The sequence below is a fragment of the Delftia sp. RIT313 genome, from assembly GCF_000632165.1.
Classification (GTDB): domain Bacteria; phylum Pseudomonadota; class Gammaproteobacteria; order Burkholderiales; family Burkholderiaceae_C; genus Comamonas; species Comamonas acidovorans.
The window spans coordinates 38722-53984 of the sequence record NZ_JFYT01000090.1; the positions used below are offsets into that span (position 1 = coordinate 38722).

Genomic DNA, 15263 nt, shown 5'->3' on the forward strand with positions numbered 1-15263 from the left:
CGGCTTCCTTGAGGATGGCGGTTCCAGCGGCAGATCTGCCGCAGTGTGGCCCGGGGCCACCGGCGCACCTGTCGCCTGTGGCTCAGCCGGTGCGCGGCTCAGGTGGCCCAGGACAGTGCCGAGAGATCGTTGACGAAGATGGGCATGTCCTTCCACAGTCCGCGCAGGTTCTTGTTGGCCACGGTGACCCATTGCGGCGTGTAGAGGAAGGCGTGCACGCAATCCTGGGCCAGCAGGCGCTGGGCATCGCCCAGCAGGCGCGAGCGGTCGGCGGGGCGCGAGGCGTTCTTGATCTTGTCGTACAGCTCGTTGAACTGGGCGGACTCGTAGCCCCAGTAGTAGTCGGGCTTGGCGAAGTTGCCCAGGTCGAAGGGCTCGACATGGGAGATCAGCGTCAGGTCGTAGTTCTTGAGGGTGTAGGTGCCTGACAGCCACTGCGCCCATTCGACGTTCTGCAGCTTGGCGCGGATGCCGATCTTGGCCAGCTGCGCGGCAATCACCTCGCCGCCCTGGCGCGCGTAGGGCGTGGGCGGCAGGGTCATGGTCAGCTCCAGCGGGGTTTTGATGCCGGCCTCGGCCAGCAGCGCCTTGGCCTTTTCCACGTCGAAGGGGTTGATGCCCGTGGTGTCCACGTAGCCGAAGGCCGTGGGCACGTAGTAGCTGCCGATGGGCAGGCCGTAGCCGTCGCCCGCGCCGTCGATCACGGCCTTGCGGTCGATGGCCGCAGCAATGGCGCGGCGCACGCGCGCGTCGCCCAGGGGCTTGCGTGCGTTGTTCATGGCCAGGATGGTCTTGGCACGCGAGCCGCTGACCACGACCTGGAAGCGCCCGTTGGCCTTGAACTGGGCCACGCTGCGCGGCGTCACGCGTGGGAAGGCATCGACATCGCCAGCCAGCAGCGCAGCGACCTGGGCCGCAGGGTCGGAGATGAAGCGAAAGCTGGCGCGGCGAATGCGCAGGCCGGAGGCCATGCGGTGCTGCGGCCAGGCCGTGAGCGTGACCGAGGCACCCTTGCTCCAGTTGCCCAACTGGTAGGGGCCCGTGCCCACGGGGCGCGTGGCGTTGGTCGCCGCGCTCTTGGGCTCGACGATGATGGAAGTCGCCTGGCCGAGCACGAAGAGGAAGTCCGGATCGATGTCCTTGTTGATCACGACCACAGTGTGGTCGTCCACCACGCGCGTGGACAGGGAGGCGAAGGTTCGCTTGTCCTTGTTGGTGCTCTTGTCGTCGCCCGCCCGGTCGAAGGAGTACTTCACGCTGTGGGCGTTGCAGGGCTCGCCGTTCTGAAAACTCACGCCCTTGCGCAGGCGGAAGGTGTAGGTCTTGAGGTCGGGCGAGACCTCCCAGCTCTCGGCCAGCAGCGGCGAGACGCTGCCGTCCGGGTTGATCTTGGTCAGCGTCTCGAACAGGTTGTAGAGCACGATCTCGCCGATGGACGATGCGGCCCCGGCCGTGGGGTCCAGCCCCGGGGGCTCCAGCGTCATCGCCAGCGTGATGCTGTCCTTGCGGCTCTGGGCCAGCGCAGGCCAGGGCATCAGCAGGGGCAGGCCGGCAGCAGCGGAGCTGGCCAGCAGGGAACGGCGGTTGAACATGAACAGGTCTCCGGAAATTCTTGCAGATGGTTCTCGGGCCGCTGTCTGCGGCCTGCAGCAGTGTTTTTACACCACGGCGCACGGGTGCGTGGCCCTGGGGGCCTGGTCCGCGCGGGCGGCCGTCAGCTTTCAGGCCCGGTGCTGCAGGGCGATGCGCGGCACGGCCCGGACCAGGGCCTGCGTATACGGGTGCTGTGGGGCGTGGAACAGCTGCTGCGGCGCTCCGCGCTCGACGATGCGGCCCTCGCTCAGCACGATGGCGTCGTCGCACAGGTGCTGGACCACGGCCAGGTCGTGGCTGATGAACAGATAGGACAGGCCCAGCTGCTGCTGCAGATCGTGCAGCAGGTTCAGCACCTGGGCCTGCACCGATACGTCCAGCGCACTCACGGGCTCATCGGCCACGATGAGGCGGGGCCGTGTGATCAATGCCCGCGCAATGGCGATGCGCTGGCGCTGACCGCCCGAGAACTCGTGCGGGTACTTGTCCAGATCCTGCGCGCGCAGGCCGACCTGTTCCAGCGTGGCGCGGGCCAGGTCGCGCCGGGCGGTGCGTTCGGGCGACGCAGGCTGTGCGAGCAGGGGTTCGCAGACGATGTGCTCCACCGTCATGCGCGGGTCCAGCGAGCCGTAGGGGTCCTGGAACACCATCTGGAAGTCGCGGCGTGCCGTCCGCAGTGCCTGGCGGCCCAACTGGTGCAGATCCTGGCCCAGCAGCCGCACACTGCCGGCGCTGGGCGTGTCCAGCGCCATGACCAGGCGTGCCAGCGTGGACTTGCCCGAACCCGACTCGCCCACCACGCCCAGGCTGCGCCCCGCCGCCAGCGTGAAATCCACGCCGCGCAGCGCATGCACCTGCTCCGGCGCGCGCCACAGCGACCGGCGCGGCAGCTGGTAGCTGCGGGTCAGGTCTGTCACTTGCAGCAGGGGTGCATCGGAGGCCGGTGGCGTCTGGACCGGTGGCGCCTGGAGGGGGTGCCCTGTCATGCGCATTCCTGTGCAGGCAGGCCCTGTGCAATGGCCTCGGGGCGCAGGCAGCGCACCACATGCGGCTGTGCCCAGGCCTGCAGGGATGCGGGCGTGGGCCGCTGCGGGCGCTCCAGTACCACGGGGCGCGGGCGCTCGCTGTGGCAGGCCGGCTCGGTGAAGCTGCAGCGGCCCGCGAAGGCGCAGCCGGCCGGCAGGTCCACCAGCTCGGGCACGGTGCCGGCAATGGTGGGCAGCCGGGCCGGCGGCAGGCTGCCGGAGGCGGACAGGTCCAACTGGGGCCTGGCCGCGAACAGGCCGCGCGTATAGGGATGGGCGCGGCGCGCGAAGATGGCCTCGGTCATGCCGCTTTCGACCACGCTGCCGCCGTACATGACCAGCAACTGCTCCACGTTCTGCGCGATCACGCCCAGGTCGTGCGAGATCAGCAGCAGGGCCATGGAATGCTCGGCCACCAGTTCCTGCAGCAGGTCCAGGATTTGCTGCTGAACGGTCACGTCCAGCGCCGTCGTGGGTTCGTCGGCAATCAGCAGGTCGGGCCCGCAGGCCAGGGCCATGGCGATGGTGATGCGCTGGCGCTGGCCGCCCGAGAACTGGTGCGGATAGTCGTCATAGCGCTGGGCCGCACGGGCAATGCCCACGCGCTCCAGCAACGCCACCGCATGCGCGCGCGCGGCCTGGCGGCCCAGGCGCAGGTGATGGCGCAGCGGCTCGGCCACCTGGTGGCCGATGCCGTGCACGGGGTTCAACGCCGTCATCGGCTCCTGGAACACCATGGCCATGCGGTTGCCGCGCAGGCGGCAAAGCGCGTTCTCGTCCATGTCCAGCAGCTCCTTGCCGTTGAGCTGGATGCTGCCGTCCACCTGCGCATGCTCTGGCAGCAGGCCCATCAGCGCCAGGGCGGTCAGCGACTTGCCGCAGCCCGACTCGCCGATCAGGCCCAGCGTGGCGCCGCGCTCCAGGATGAACTCCAGGTTCTGCACGGCGCGCGCGCGGCCGCGCGGGGTCTGCAAGGTGATGGTGAGGCCGGAGACTTCGAGCAGGGGCATGGGCGCGTGCCTTCCTCAGCGCTGGCGCGACAGGCGCGGGTCGAGCAGGTCGCGCAGCCCGTCGCCCAGCAGGTTGAGCCCGAGCACCGACAGCGCAATGGCCAGGCCCGGCCACACGGCCAGCAGCGGTGCCTGGAACATGAGGGTCTGCGCCTCGCTGAGCATGCGGCCCCAGGAGGCCTGGGGCGGCTGCGTGCCCAGGCCCAGATAGGACAGGGCGGCCTCGGCCAGAATGGCCAGCGCGAACTGGATGGTGGCCTGCACCACCAGCACCGGCAGGATGTTGGGCAGCACGTGGCGCCAGGTGATGCTGGCGCGGCCATGGCCGCAGGCGCGTGCGGCCAGCACGTATTCGCGTGCCCACACAGCCTTGGCCGATGCCCGCGTGATGCGCGCGAAGGTGGGAATGTTGAAGATGCCGATGGCAATGATGGCGTTGACGATGCCTGCGCCGAACACGGCCGTGAGCATGATGGCCGACAGCAGCGCGGGAAAGGCAAAGCTGAAATCGGCCAGCCGCATGATGGTCTCTTCCACCCAGCCCCTGCAGGCTGCCGCGACCAGGCCCAGCACCACGCCCATCGACAGCCCGATGCCCACGGCAATCACGCCGACCAGGATGGAGCTGCGCGCGCCCAGGAACAGCAGCGAGGCCACGTCCCGCCCATAGGCGTCGGTGCCCAGCCAGTGCAGGGCGCCCGGTGCAGCCAGCTTGGCGTCCATGTCCATGTCGTAGGCAGAGCCCGGCGTCCACCAGAAAGACAGCAGGGCCGTGAGCAGCAGCAGCGCGGTCAGCACCGCTCCCAGCAGGAAGCTGCGGTGGCCCAGCATGCGCCGGCCCGCTCCGGCGGGCGCGCCCAGGGTGACGGCCCGCGTGGGCCGATGGCCCGCTTGCGAGGCGGAGGGCGGGGGCGAAGGAGGGCTGTGCGGCTGGCTCATACGTCGCTGGCCTCGATGCGCGGATCAATGGCCGCGTACAGCACGTCCACGATGAAGTTGATGACCACCACCATGGCCGCCAGCAGCAGCACGCAGTTGCGCACCACGATCAGGTCACGGTTGGCGATGGACTGGAAGATCAGCCGGCCCAGGCCCGGCAGGTAGAACACGTTCTCCACCACGATGGTGCCTGCCAGCAACTGGGCGAACTGCAGGCCCATGACCGTGAGCACGGGGATCATGGCGTTGCGCAGCACATGGCCCCAGAGCACGGCACGGCGCGACAGGCCTTTGGCGCGGGCCGTGCGCACGAAGTCCTCGCGCAGCACCTCCAGCACGGCCGAGCGCGTGATGCGCGCCAGGATGGCCGCCTGCACCACGGCCAGCGAGATGGCCGGCAGCAGCAGCGCCTGCAGTGCCTTCAGCGGGCCGCCGCCGTCAGCCTCGCTCCAGCCGGGAAAGCCGCCGGCGGAAAACCATTGCAGCTTCACCGAGAACACCAGGATCAGCAGGATGGCAAACCAGAAATTGGGGATGGCGATGCCGACCTGTGCCAGGCCCATGACGCCCAGGTCGCCCCAGCGGTTGTGGCGCGATGCGGCATAGATGCCGGCGGCCAGTGCCAGCACGGTCGTGATGAGCATGGCCATCACGGCCAGCGGCACGGTGACGGCCAGCCGCTCCAGCACCAGCTCGCTGACCGGCGTGCTGTAGGCGTAGCTCAGGCCCATGTCGCCGTGCAGCAGTCCCTGCAGCCACTGCAGGTAGCGCTGCCAGGCCGGCTGGTCCAGCCCCAGTTGCACGGCCAGCGCCTGCACCGCCTCGGGCGCGGCATCGGGGCCCATCAGCGTCTGGGCGGCATTGCCGGGCAGCACTTCCAGCACGCCGAAAACCACGGCCGATGCGCCCAGCAGCGTGGCTGCCAGCATCAGCAGGCGCTTGAGCAGAAAGATGCTCATGGGCAATCGGCCTCGGCAGGGTGGATGGCGGTCACGTCGGCGGAGTGGGTGGGTTGTTCTTGGAAGGGCCCGAATGGTACTGCGCACGGCCCATGCGCGCAGCATAGCGGCCTTTGAAGCGGCAGGGCCCCGATGGACGGGGACGCGGCCATCGATTTCGGGGCGCCGGGCTTGCCCGTGCAGCCTCCATGCTTATGTGGCGGACAGGATAATGGCGGCATGACTGATGCCACCTTGCTGCAAGGCCCGTTCGGGGCGCATGGGCCCGCCCGGCCCGGAGCGTGGCTGGCACTTGCGAGGGACCTGCCATGGCTTTGATGATCACCGACGAATGCATCAACTGCGATGTCTGCGAGCCCGAGTGCCCGAACGATGCGATCTCCATGGGCGAGGAGTACTACGAGATCGAGCACAGCAAGTGCACGGAGTGCGTGGGCCATTTCGATGAGCCCCAGTGCGTGCAGATCTGCCCGGTGGCCTGCATTCCCGTGAATCCCGCCCATGTGGAAGACCGCGAGACGCTGATGCAGAAGTACCTGCGTCTGCAGTCCCAGGCTCCCGCTTCTTCCTGAACGTTCAGCCCTTGTCGCTCTCGGCCGTGGACGGGCGTGCGGGCTTGGGGCGCGGTGGCTTGGTGGTGTGGATCAGCAGGGTTGCCTTGTCCATGTTGCCGGCCTGCAGTTCGGGCCAGGCCTTGAGGGAGTGGGCGATGCTGTCCTCGATCAGCTGGCGCTGGTCGGGCGCGGGCTTCTTGAGCACCCAGTTGGCGACTTCGGCCTTGTGGCCCGGATGGCCTATGCCGATGCGCAGCCGCCAGTAGTCGGCCGAGCCCAGCTGGGCATGGATATCGCGCAGGCCGTTGTGGCCACCGTGGCTGCCGCCGCGCTTGAGCTTGACCTGTCCGGGCTCGAAGTCCAGTTCGTCATGCACCACCAGGACTTCCTCGGGCTGGATCTTGAAGAAGCGCGCCAGCGCGCCCACCGACTTGCCCGACAGGTTCATGAAGGTCTGTGGCTGCAGCAGCCAGACGTTCTCGCCGCGCACGCTGGCACGGGCCATGAGGCCGAAGTAGCTGCGCTCGGGCACCAGCTGAACCTTGAGTTCGCGCGCCAGCGCATCAATCCACCAAAAGCCCGCGTTGTGGCGGGTGTCCTCATACTCCGGCCCGGGGTTGCCCAGGCCGACAAACAATTTGATCATCGGGCGATTATCTCCATGGCGGCCGCAGCCGGCGGGCGAGGGTGCTCCCCCATGCAAAAGGCCCACGCGAGGTGGGCCTTTTGCAGGTTTGCGGCAGCCGGGGCCACCGCAAGGGAAAGCCAAGAATTACTTCTTGCCCTTCTTGGCCGGAGCGGCCGGGGCTGCCACGGGAGCTGCCGATGCATCAGGAGCCACTTCGGGCAGCTTGATGGAGATCAGGGCGGGGTTCTTGTTGGAACCGCGCACCACGGCCTTCACGCCGTTGGGCAGCTTGACGCCTTGCAGGCCCAGGGTGGACTTGGAAGTCAGGCCGCTCAGGTCCACGGTGATGAACTCGGGCAGTTGGGCGGGCATGCACACCACGTCCAGTTCATGGACCAGGGGAGTGATCGTGCAGTTCTCGACCTTGACGGCCTGGGACTGTTCCATGCCTTCGAAGTGCAGCGGCACCTTCAGGTGAACCTTGGTCTTGTCGTCAACGCGCTGGAAGTCCACGTGCAGGATGAGCTGCTTGTAGGGGTGGAATTGCACGTCGCGCAGCACGACCTTGGAGGTCTGGCCGTTGACTTCCATGTCCAGGATGCTGGAGTGGAACACTTCCTTCTTCAGGGCGTGCCACAGGGCGTTGTGATCGATTTCGATCAGTTGGGCTTCGGCAGCACCGCCGTAGACGATGCCAGGGGCCTTGCCCGAATTGCGCAGACGGCGGCTCGCACCCGTACCTTGCTTGGCGCGCTCAAAAGCGACGAATTGCATAACTAACTCCTAGATGGATGGACCGCGACCAGCCTCATCCGTTGATAAAAGAACGCCTGTCCGATGCGGACCAGGCTGCTCTTGCGGTGTCCCGGGGTGGTCCTGAAACCACTCCGGAACGCGCAAACCTCCCGAAGGAGGTTTGCTGGGTTCCGACCACAGGGGCCGATATTTTATTCAGAGAACAGGCTCAACACCGAATCACCGGTGGAAATCCGCTGGATCGTCTGGGCAATCAGGGGTGCCACGGACAGTTGGCGGATCTTGCCGCAGGCCTGTGCCTCGGCGCTCAGGGGAATGGTGTTGGTCACCACGACCTCGTCCAGGGCGTTGCCGTTGCCGATGCGCTCGATGGCCGGACCCGAGAAGATCGGGTGCGTGCAGTAGGCATAGACACTCTTGGCGCCGCGCTGCTTGAGCACTTCGGCAGCCTTCACCAGCGTGCCGGCGGTGTCGATCATGTCATCCATGATCACGCAGTTGCGGCCGTCGATATCGCCGATGACATGCATGACCTCGGAGACATTTGCCTTGGGGCGGCGCTTGTCGATGATGGCCAGGTCGCAACCGAGCTGCTTGGCCAGCGCACGTGCGCGGACCACGCCGCCGACGTCAGGGGAGACGACGATCAGGTCTTCGTAGTTCTTCTGGCGCAGATCGCCCAGCAGCACCGGCGTGGCATAGATGTTGTCCACGGGGATGTCGAAGAAGCCCTGGATCTGGTCTGCGTGCAGGTCCATGGTCAGGACGCGCTCGACGCCCACGGCCTGCAGCATGTTGGCCACGACCTTGGCCGTGATCGGCACGCGGGTGGAGCGCGGGCGGCGGTCCTGGCGGGCGTAGCCGAAGTAGGGAATCACCGCGCAGATGCGCTCGGCCGATGCACGCTTGAGCGCGTCCACCATGACCAGCAGTTCCATCAGGTTGTCGTTGGTCGGTGCGCAGGTGGATTGCACGACGAAGACGTCGCGCGTACGCACGTTCTGCTTGATCTCGACGGCGACTTCTCCATCGGAGAAACGACCCACGTCGGCTGCGCCCAGCGTGGTGCCGAGGTGCTGAACGATTTCAGTGGCCATGCCAGGATTGGCATTGCCGGTGAAGACCATGATGTCAGGATGATGTGAATGCATTGAGCGCCCCAGTACGATGGGTTTGCCTTGACGCGAAAGACGTTTGGCAGGGGAGGAAGGACTCGAACCCTCGCATGCCGGAATCAAAATCCGGTGCCTTTACCAACTTGGCGACTCCCCTACACAGGCCTTCTGCCGCAGGCAGACAGCCTATAAACTTTCATCTTTCAGCCAATCCTTGAGAGGATGGGCCTGCAGATTGCTGCAAACTCTGACGTTCCAGGCGCCAGGGGCATCCTTTAAGTCAATCGTTTGCGTCAGTGGTGCAAATACTGCACTTCCTGAGCCCGTCATTCTAGCATGCAGTTTTAGTGAGTTTAGCCAATCGATGGCTTTTTTCACTTCAGGCTGCAGCCTTTCGGCGACAGGCTGCAAGTCGTTTTGGCCAAAGCCATAGTGATCTGCAGCAAAGTCTTCGATTGTAGCATGGGCATGATCGCGCTTGAGGGTTGCGTCGCGGAAGATGGACAGGGTCTCCAGCCCCGCCTCGGGCTTGACCACCACGAACCGCTGGGGCGGCAGGGCGTGGGCCTGTTCCAGCGGCGTGATGTGCTCGCCTATGCCTTCCACCCAGGCGGAGTTGCCGCACAGAAAGAAGGGCACATCGGCGCCCAGGTCCAGTGCAATGCGCTGCAGCTCGCGCCGCGTCAGGTTCAACTGCCACAGGCGGTTCAGTGCGATAAGGGTCGATGCCGCATCCGACGAACCCCCGCCCATCCCCGCCTGCGCCGGCAGGCGCTTTTCCACGCCGATGTGCGCGCCCGCGCTGCAGCCGGTCGCCTGCTGCAGGGCCCGTGCGGCCCGCACGATGAGATCGTCGGCAGGAAGTGCCATGCCCGACAGGTCCTCGCGGCTGATCCGGCCGTCGCTACGCCTGTCGAAATGCAGCGTGTCATGCCAGTCCAACAGCATGAAGACCGATTGCAGCAGGTGATAGCCATCGGCGCGGCGGCCGGTGATGTGGAGGAACAGGTTGAGCTTGGCCGGAGCCGGCACGTCGTGGAGCGAGCGCATGGGCTGGAGAGGATGAGGAAAAAGAGGCAGGGCAGGGGCGGCAGGTATGGAGCTGGCGCGCCCGGCGGAAATCAGGGCGTGTCGAGCACGATGCGCAGCGCGGCCGGCGGCTGCGGGTCATGGCGCCGGGCGGACAGGCGGCCCTGCTCCATGCGGGAGAGGTCGACCTGCCAGCCTGCGGCTGCGGTGGCCCGGCCCTGCAGCCAGTCGAACAGGGCGGCAATGGGCAGATCGCTGCCCGTCAGCTCCTGCACCAGGGCGGGCAGCGAGTCCGAGGTCTTGCGCTCCTCGCCTTGTTGCAGGCTTGCCTGACCCGGCTCCCAGAGCAGACGCGCCAGTGTCGAGCCCAGGGGCGTGAACAGCAGCAGCTCGCCGCGCTGGGGGGTGCCCAGCAGCTCGAAGCCTGCGCTGAAGGATTGGTTTTGCGCATCTTCCACCTGCAGCGCCAGCCGGCCCGCCCAGTGGCCTGCAGCGGTGGGGGCGGTTGCGTCGGCCTGCAGCTGGCGGGGTGGCAGGGCGCAGCCGGCCAGGGCCAGCAGTGCGGCGGCGGCCGCCGTGGCGCACAGCTGCCGGCGTGCAAGGGCGGGATGCTGAAACCCAGGCACGGCGCGGTGGCTCAAAGCGAGACGCCCAGGCGGCGCAGGGTTTCGCGCAGGGTCGTGTTGTCAGGACTGGTGGCCAGGCCCTGGCGCCAGATCTTCTGCGCGCGTTCGCGATCACCCTTGGCCCAGAGCACTTCGCCCAGGTGTGCGGCGATCTCCACGTCGGGGCGTGATGCGTAGGCGCTTTCGAGCAGCCTGAGGGCTTCGTCCAAGTCGCCCCGGCGGAATTTCACCCAGGCAAGGCTGTCGGTGATGAAGGGGTCGCCGGGCGACATTTCCAGCGCCTTGCCGACGAGCTTTTCGGCTTCATCCAGATGGATGCCGCGTTCGGCGAAGGAGTAGCCCAGCGCGTTGTAGGCGTGCTGGAAATGGGGCTGGCGCGCGATGATGCCGCGCAGCAGCCGCTCCATTTCGTCATGCTTGCCAATGCGCTCCGCCAGCAGGGCGGTGTCATAGGCGAGCTCGGCGTCTTCAGGGTCCTGCTTTTGCAACTCGGCCTGCAGCGCGTAGGCCTGGGCATTTTGATTGGCATCGCGCAGCAGCTGCACTTCGGCCAGGCGCTTGAGCCGCTGCTGGCTGGGGCCGCTGGCGGGCACGGCCTCGATGAGGGCGCGGGCTTCCTTGAGCTTGCCCTGGCGCGCGAGCAGGGCGGCACGGCGCGCCTGCACGCTCAACAGGTTGGGCGCGTCGTCGATGCGGCGCAGCAGGGCGTCGGCCTCGGCGAACTTGCCCTGCTTTTCTGCAATCTGGGACTGAAGCAGGTAGTACTGGGACTGGGCTGCACTGCGCGCCACACCGGCGGGAATCTGCGGCACGAGCTTGCCGAAGCGCTCGGTGGACGCCTGGGCTGCATCCACGTCGTTGGACTGCAGCTGCAGCGCGGCCAGGGTGGCCCAGGCTTCGGCGTAGTCGGGGGAATCCACGGTGATGGAGACCAGCTGCTGGCGGGCCTCGTCCATGCGCTGCTGGCCCAGCAGAACGCGGGCATAGGCCATGCGCATCTGGGCTGAAGGGTTCTTGGCCAGGTAGCGTTTGACGATGGGCTCCGCCTCAGGCATGCCGGCTTCCAGCAGCTCCATGGACAGCAGGGCCACGGGGCCGGTATCGGGTGTCAGCGCCTGTGCCTTTTGCACGGCCTGCATGGCGGCAGCCTTCTGCCCGGCGCCCAGGCGCATGTGGCCGATGGTGGCCCAGGCGAGGGGGCCGCTGGCGGGGTTGTCGGTCTCGCCCGCCATGGCCTGCTCGACCACATCGGCCGCCAGGGCCTTGTCGCTGGCGTTGTTGTAGAGCTGGGTGATGCCCAGGTAGGTGGCGGGCTTGGAGGGCGCAGGCGTGGCCTCGATCTCGCGCTTGAGATAGCTGCCGGTATCGGCGATGCGGTTCAGTGCCACCAGGATCTGGAGCACGAAGCGGTTGGCGTCGCGGGACTGGGGAAAGGCGTCCAGCCAGGCGCGGGCATTGGCCAGGGCGCGCTCGCCGGAGCGCGATTGCAGCGCCAGCTCGGTGCCACGCCGGTACAGCTGCTCGCTGCCGCTGGTGCGAGCGGCCTCCATCATCATGGCCTGAGCGTCGCCCAGCGCACCTTCGCTGGCGGCGATCTCGCCGACCAGGATCTCGTAGAACAGCTCGGCGTTGAGGGCGGCGCGATCGTCCTCCGCAGAGGCGGCGGCGGACGAGGGAGGTTCGGGGGATTCCGTCTCGATGGTGGCTGCGGTCTTGCCTGGGAGTGCCCAGGCAGTGGCGGAACCCATGGCCAGGGCTGCTGCCACGGCAAGTCCCTGAAGGCGAAGGCGATGATCCATCGAACCATAATAATCGAAGCCCAGACCACATTTCGCACAACTACAGCACAACCCGGATCGCATGCCTGAATTGCCAGAAGTAGAAGTCACGCGGCGCGCTTTTGCCACGCAGATCGCCGGAGCGCGCATTGAATCCGTGGCCTTGGGCAAGCCCTTGCGCTGGCCGTTGGGCATTGCCCCCGAGCTGCTGGCCGGGCGCGATGTGCACGGCGTGCGCCGGCGCGGCAAGTATCTGCTGATGGAGCTGAGCGAGGGCCTGCTGATGCTGCACCTGGGCATGTCGGGCAGCCTGCGTTTCGTGGCCCCCCATGAAGCACCGCTGGGGCCTGCAGGGACGCATGACCATTTCGACCTGCAGACCAGCAAGGGCCTGCTGCGGCTGCACGATCCGCGGCGCTTTGGTGCGGTGATGTATGTGGCGGCCGAGAGCGATCCCTGGGCGCGCAGGCTGCTGGACCATTTGGGGATGGAGCCGCTGGATGACAGCTTCTCGTTCGAGACCTTCCGGGCCGGCCTGAAAGCCAGCCGCACGCCCATCAAGCAATTGCTGCTGAACGGCAGCGTGGTCGTGGGCGTGGGCAATATCTATGCGTCCGAGGTGCTGTTCATGGCGCGCATCGCGCCCACGCAGCCGGCCTGCGAGGTCGGGCCGCGCAAGGTGCGCCGGTTGTTCGATGAGATCCGCCGCGTGCTGGCCCTGGCGGTGGAGCAGGGCGGCACGACGCTGCGCGATTTCTCCGCGCCCGACGGCATGGCCGGCCACTTCCAGCTGCAGGCCAAGGTCTATGGCCGCGAAGGCCTGCCCTGCACGCACTGCGGCTCGCCCGTGCAAATGCTGCGCCAGGGGCAGCGCAGCACCTACTTCTGCGCGCGGTGCCAGAAGGCGGGATGATCGCTTCAAAAAACGGAGCGAATTCTCAACGTCTCGTAACGCCTGTTGCGGCTGCATTGCGGCAGGTCCCGCGAAGCATTTGCAGAAAACGCCTGTTTCTTCAAATTTCAGGCACCAGCCGCTGCAGATTGATGGTGAAATATTGTTTCATTTGTAAATAAACGATATTTTGCCCTTAATCCCCCCGCTCCAGGGGCCGGCCTTGGGGCGCCGCAGCAGGCAAAACGGGGCGACGGTGCTATATTTTGAAGAGAAAAGGCATCACGCTTGCGGCGCAATGTCGAGGCGATCACTAGGCATCGGCAGACATTGGCGATGCAATGGCGGGGGAAACACGTGGGACCATCATTCAACGAGCAATTCGACCAGCACGGCGCATGGCGCCGCGGCTTTGCGCAGCAATTGCATGCGCTGCGCGAATGGCTGCAGTCCCAGGAGCTGCTGGATGTCGCGGTGCAGGAGCGGCTGCAGCGGCTGGAAGCCCAGGTGCGTGGCGACAAGGTCATGGTGGCCTTCGTGGCCGAGTTCTCGCGCGGCAAGTCCGAGCTGATCAATGCGGTCTTCTTCGCCCACTATGGCCGCCGCCTCATGCCGGCCAGCGCAGGGCGCACGACCATGTGCCCCGCCGAGCTGGGTTGGGAAGCCGAGCTGCAGCCCAGCCTGCGCCTGTTGCCCATCGATACGCGCGAATCGCTGGAAAGCCTGGGCCAGTGGCGCGCCCGTCCCGAGGCCTGGCTGCAACTGCCGCTCGACGTGAACAATGCCCAGCAGATCGCCGACACGCTGGCCAAGGTGGCCGAAGTGCGCAAGGTTTCCGTGGAACTGGCGCGGACCTGGGGCTTCTGGCATGACGAGGACCAGGGCGGCAATCCCTTCGTCGATGAGCAGGGCCTGGTCGAGGTGCCCATGTGGCGCCATGCGCTGATCAACATGCCCCACCCCCTGCTCAAGCAGGGGCTGGTCATTCTGGATACGCCCGGCCTGAATGCCGTGGGCGCCGAGCCCGAGCTGACCGTCAACCTGATCCCCCAGGCCCATGCCGTGGTCTTCGTGCTGGCGGCCGATACCGGCGTGACCAAGTCCGATCTGGCCATCTGGCGCGACCATGTGCTGCCGCCCGATGTGGCTTCGGGCCAGCATGCGCTGGCCGACTCCCGCCTCGTGGTGCTCAACAAGATAGACACGCTCTGGGACAGCCTGAGTTCCGCGTCGCAGGTGCAGGCGCAACTGCAGCGCCAGCGCCAGGAGTCGGCACAGATGCTGGGCCTGCCCATGGAGCGGGTGCTGCCCGTGTCGGCGCAAAAGGGCCTGGTGGCCAAGGTCTCCAGCAACGATGCGCTGCTGCAGGCCAGCGGACTGCCCGTTTTCGAGAACATGCTGGCCGAAGGCATCATGGGCCAGCGCCAGAAGGTGCTGCAGACGGCCGTCAGGGCCAATGTGCAGCAGTTGCAGGTCGAGGTGGAGCGCGTGCTCAACATCCGCCGCCGCGACCTGGACGACCAGATGGCCGAGCTGCGCAGCCTGCGCGGCAAGAATGCCAGCGTCATCGCCTCCATGCGCCACCGCATCGAGAGCGAGCAGCAGGATTTCGATGCCAGCGCCGCCAGGATCCAGGCCGTGCGGCTGGTGCACATGCGCATGCTGCGCGACATCTTCCGCCAGCTGGGTTCCAGCGCGCTCAAGCAGGAACTGGTCGATCTCAAGGATGCGCTGGAGCAGCGCGGCCTGAAGCTGGGCGCCCGCAAGGTCTATGCCGAAACCTTCGAGCGCCTGCGCACCGTGGCGACCCGCGCCCAGGCGCAGGCCGGAGAGATCCAGTCCATGCTGGGCGCGACCTTCAAGGAACTCAATGCCGAGTTCGGCTTCTCGCTGCAGGCTCCGGCCCAGCTGGAACTGGCCGAGTTCGGCGGCGACCTGCAGCGCATCGAGGCCAGCTACACCCAGTACCTGGGCCTGGGCCACGCGCTCAGGCGCAGCAATCCTGCGTTTGCGCAGCGCCTGATCAAGGCGCTGGCGATGCGGCTGCGCACGGTGTTCGAGTCTGCGGCCAACGACGTGGACATGTGGAGCAAATCCGCCACGGCCCAGCTCGATGCCCAATTGAAGGAGCGCAAGCGCAGCTTTGCCCGCCGCATCGAAGCGGTGGACCGCATCCAGAATGCGGCCTCGGGCCTGGTGGAACGCATTGCCGAGATCGAGACCGCCGACGAACAGCTCACGGCCTTGCAGCTGCAGCTGGGGCAGGCCACCATGGAACTGCTGCAACCCCTGTCGCCCACGCCCGCCTTCCCCGGCCTGGCAAAGGCTGCACAGGAAACCTCACTGACTGCTTGATATC

14 protein-coding genes and 1 tRNA gene are annotated in these 15263 nt (G+C 66.8%); 3 read left to right on the plus strand and 12 right to left on the minus strand.

Annotation, left to right across the window (positions count from 1 at the left end):
- Positions 1-98 precede the first annotated feature (98 nt).
- From BW39_RS25710 to BW39_RS25730, 5 genes are all read right to left on the minus strand, one after another.
- Positions 99-1592, minus strand: a complete 1494-nt coding sequence (locus BW39_RS25710) for an ABC transporter substrate-binding protein (protein WP_043824974.1) — start codon at positions 1590-1592, stop codon at positions 99-101.
- Positions 1593-1721: 129 nt separating this feature from the next.
- Entirely contained in the window at positions 1722-2579 is an 858-nt protein-coding gene (locus BW39_RS25715) for an ATP-binding cassette domain-containing protein (RefSeq protein ID WP_043825105.1), read from the minus strand.
- The gene (locus tag BW39_RS25720) at positions 2576-3628 is read right to left on the minus strand and encodes an ABC transporter ATP-binding protein (RefSeq protein ID WP_043824976.1); all 1053 of its coding nucleotides are present in this window, start codon (positions 3626-3628) and stop codon (positions 2576-2578) included. Before BW39_RS25720 ends, BW39_RS25715 begins: the two co-directional genes overlap by 4 nt.
- A gap of 15 nt (positions 3629-3643) precedes the next feature.
- The gene (locus tag BW39_RS25725; RefSeq protein ID WP_043824977.1) at positions 3644-4567 is read right to left on the minus strand and encodes an ABC transporter permease; all 924 of its coding nucleotides are present in this window, start codon (positions 4565-4567) and stop codon (positions 3644-3646) included.
- Entirely contained in the window at positions 4564-5526 is a 963-nt protein-coding gene (locus BW39_RS25730) for an ABC transporter permease (protein WP_043824979.1), read from the minus strand. Before BW39_RS25730 ends, BW39_RS25725 begins: the two co-directional genes overlap by 4 nt.
- A 308-nt stretch (positions 5527-5834) precedes the next feature.
- On the opposite strand from BW39_RS25730, the gene BW39_RS25735 reads away from it, so the two are divergent.
- Positions 5835-6098 (plus strand): YfhL family 4Fe-4S dicluster ferredoxin, encoded by a 264-nt coding sequence (locus tag BW39_RS25735; RefSeq protein WP_012207234.1) that lies wholly within the window; start codon positions 5835-5837, stop codon positions 6096-6098.
- Positions 6099-6102: 4 nt separating this feature from the next.
- Here BW39_RS25735 and pth read toward each other — a convergent pair whose 3' ends face one another.
- The 7 genes from pth to BW39_RS25770 all read right to left on the minus strand — a co-directional run bounded on the left by pth (position 6103) and on the right by BW39_RS25770 (position 12033).
- Positions 6103-6726 (minus strand): aminoacyl-tRNA hydrolase, encoded by a 624-nt coding sequence (gene pth / locus BW39_RS25740; protein WP_043824980.1) that lies wholly within the window; start codon positions 6724-6726, stop codon positions 6103-6105.
- 126 nt (positions 6727-6852) lie between these two features.
- Positions 6853-7482 carry a 50S ribosomal protein L25/general stress protein Ctc gene (locus tag BW39_RS25745; protein WP_013800859.1) on the minus strand — a complete coding sequence of 210 codons (630 nt, stop codon included), beginning with the start codon at positions 7480-7482 and terminating at the stop codon, positions 6853-6855.
- A 173-nt stretch (positions 7483-7655) separates the two neighbouring features.
- Positions 7656-8615 carry a ribose-phosphate pyrophosphokinase gene (locus tag BW39_RS25750; protein WP_012207231.1) on the minus strand — a complete coding sequence of 320 codons (960 nt, stop codon included), beginning with the start codon at positions 8613-8615 and terminating at the stop codon, positions 7656-7658.
- A gap of 44 nt (positions 8616-8659) precedes the next feature.
- A tRNA-Gln gene (locus BW39_RS25755) sits at positions 8660-8736 on the minus strand.
- A gap of 29 nt (positions 8737-8765) precedes the next feature.
- Positions 8766-9629, minus strand: a complete 864-nt coding sequence (gene ispE, locus BW39_RS25760) for a 4-(cytidine 5'-diphospho)-2-C-methyl-D-erythritol kinase (RefSeq protein WP_043824984.1) — start codon at positions 9627-9629, stop codon at positions 8766-8768.
- Positions 9630-9700: 71 nt separating this feature from the next.
- Positions 9701-10234, minus strand: a complete 534-nt coding sequence (locus BW39_RS25765; protein ID WP_043825107.1) for an outer membrane lipoprotein LolB — start codon at positions 10232-10234, stop codon at positions 9701-9703.
- A gap of 11 nt (positions 10235-10245) precedes the next feature.
- Complete coding sequence (locus BW39_RS25770) at positions 10246-12033, minus strand: tetratricopeptide repeat protein (RefSeq protein WP_200871545.1); 1788 nt, start codon at positions 12031-12033, stop codon at positions 10246-10248.
- 61 nt (positions 12034-12094) lie between these two features.
- On the opposite strand from BW39_RS25770, the gene mutM reads away from it, so the two are divergent.
- Both mutM and BW39_RS25780 read left to right on the plus strand, forming a co-directional pair.
- The gene (gene mutM / locus BW39_RS25775) at positions 12095-12925 is read left to right on the plus strand and encodes a bifunctional DNA-formamidopyrimidine glycosylase/DNA-(apurinic or apyrimidinic site) lyase (RefSeq protein ID WP_043824987.1); all 831 of its coding nucleotides are present in this window, start codon (positions 12095-12097) and stop codon (positions 12923-12925) included.
- 336 nt (positions 12926-13261) lie between these two features.
- Entirely contained in the window at positions 13262-15259 is a 1998-nt protein-coding gene (locus BW39_RS25780) for a dynamin family protein (RefSeq protein WP_013800863.1), read from the plus strand.
- Positions 15260-15263 lie beyond the last annotated feature (4 nt).

What these genes read in the sequence shown, in the direction of transcription:
- BW39_RS25710 (WP_043824974.1), bottom strand. Translation starts at nt 1,592, where the DNA reads ATGTTCAACCGCCGTTCCCTGCTGGCCAGCTCCGCTGCTGCCGGCCTG.
- BW39_RS25715 (WP_043825105.1), bottom strand. Translation starts at nt 2,579, where the DNA reads ATGACAGGGCACCCCCTCCAGGCGCCACCGGTCCAGACGCCACCGGCC.
- BW39_RS25720 (WP_043824976.1), bottom strand. Translation starts at nt 3,628, where the DNA reads ATGCCCCTGCTCGAAGTCTCCGGCCTCACCATCACCTTGCAGACCCCG.
- BW39_RS25725 (WP_043824977.1), bottom strand. Translation starts at nt 4,567, where the DNA reads ATGAGCCAGCCGCACAGCCCTCCTTCGCCCCCGCCCTCCGCCTCGCAA.
- BW39_RS25730 (WP_043824979.1), bottom strand. Translation starts at nt 5,526, where the DNA reads ATGAGCATCTTTCTGCTCAAGCGCCTGCTGATGCTGGCAGCCACGCTG.
- BW39_RS25735 (WP_012207234.1), top strand. Translation starts at nt 5,835, where the DNA reads ATGGCTTTGATGATCACCGACGAATGCATCAACTGCGATGTCTGCGAG.
- pth (WP_043824980.1), bottom strand. Translation starts at nt 6,726, where the DNA reads ATGATCAAATTGTTTGTCGGCCTGGGCAACCCCGGGCCGGAGTATGAG.
- BW39_RS25745 (WP_013800859.1), bottom strand. Translation starts at nt 7,482, where the DNA reads ATGCAATTCGTCGCTTTTGAGCGCGCCAAGCAAGGTACGGGTGCGAGC.
- BW39_RS25750 (WP_012207231.1), bottom strand. Translation starts at nt 8,615, where the DNA reads ATGCATTCACATCATCCTGACATCATGGTCTTCACCGGCAATGCCAAT.
- ispE (WP_043824984.1), bottom strand. Translation starts at nt 9,629, where the DNA reads ATGCGCTCGCTCCACGACGTGCCGGCTCCGGCCAAGCTCAACCTGTTC.
- BW39_RS25770 (WP_200871545.1), bottom strand. Translation starts at nt 12,033, where the DNA reads ATGGATCATCGCCTTCGCCTTCAGGGACTTGCCGTGGCAGCAGCCCTG.
- mutM (WP_043824987.1), top strand. Translation starts at nt 12,095, where the DNA reads ATGCCTGAATTGCCAGAAGTAGAAGTCACGCGGCGCGCTTTTGCCACG.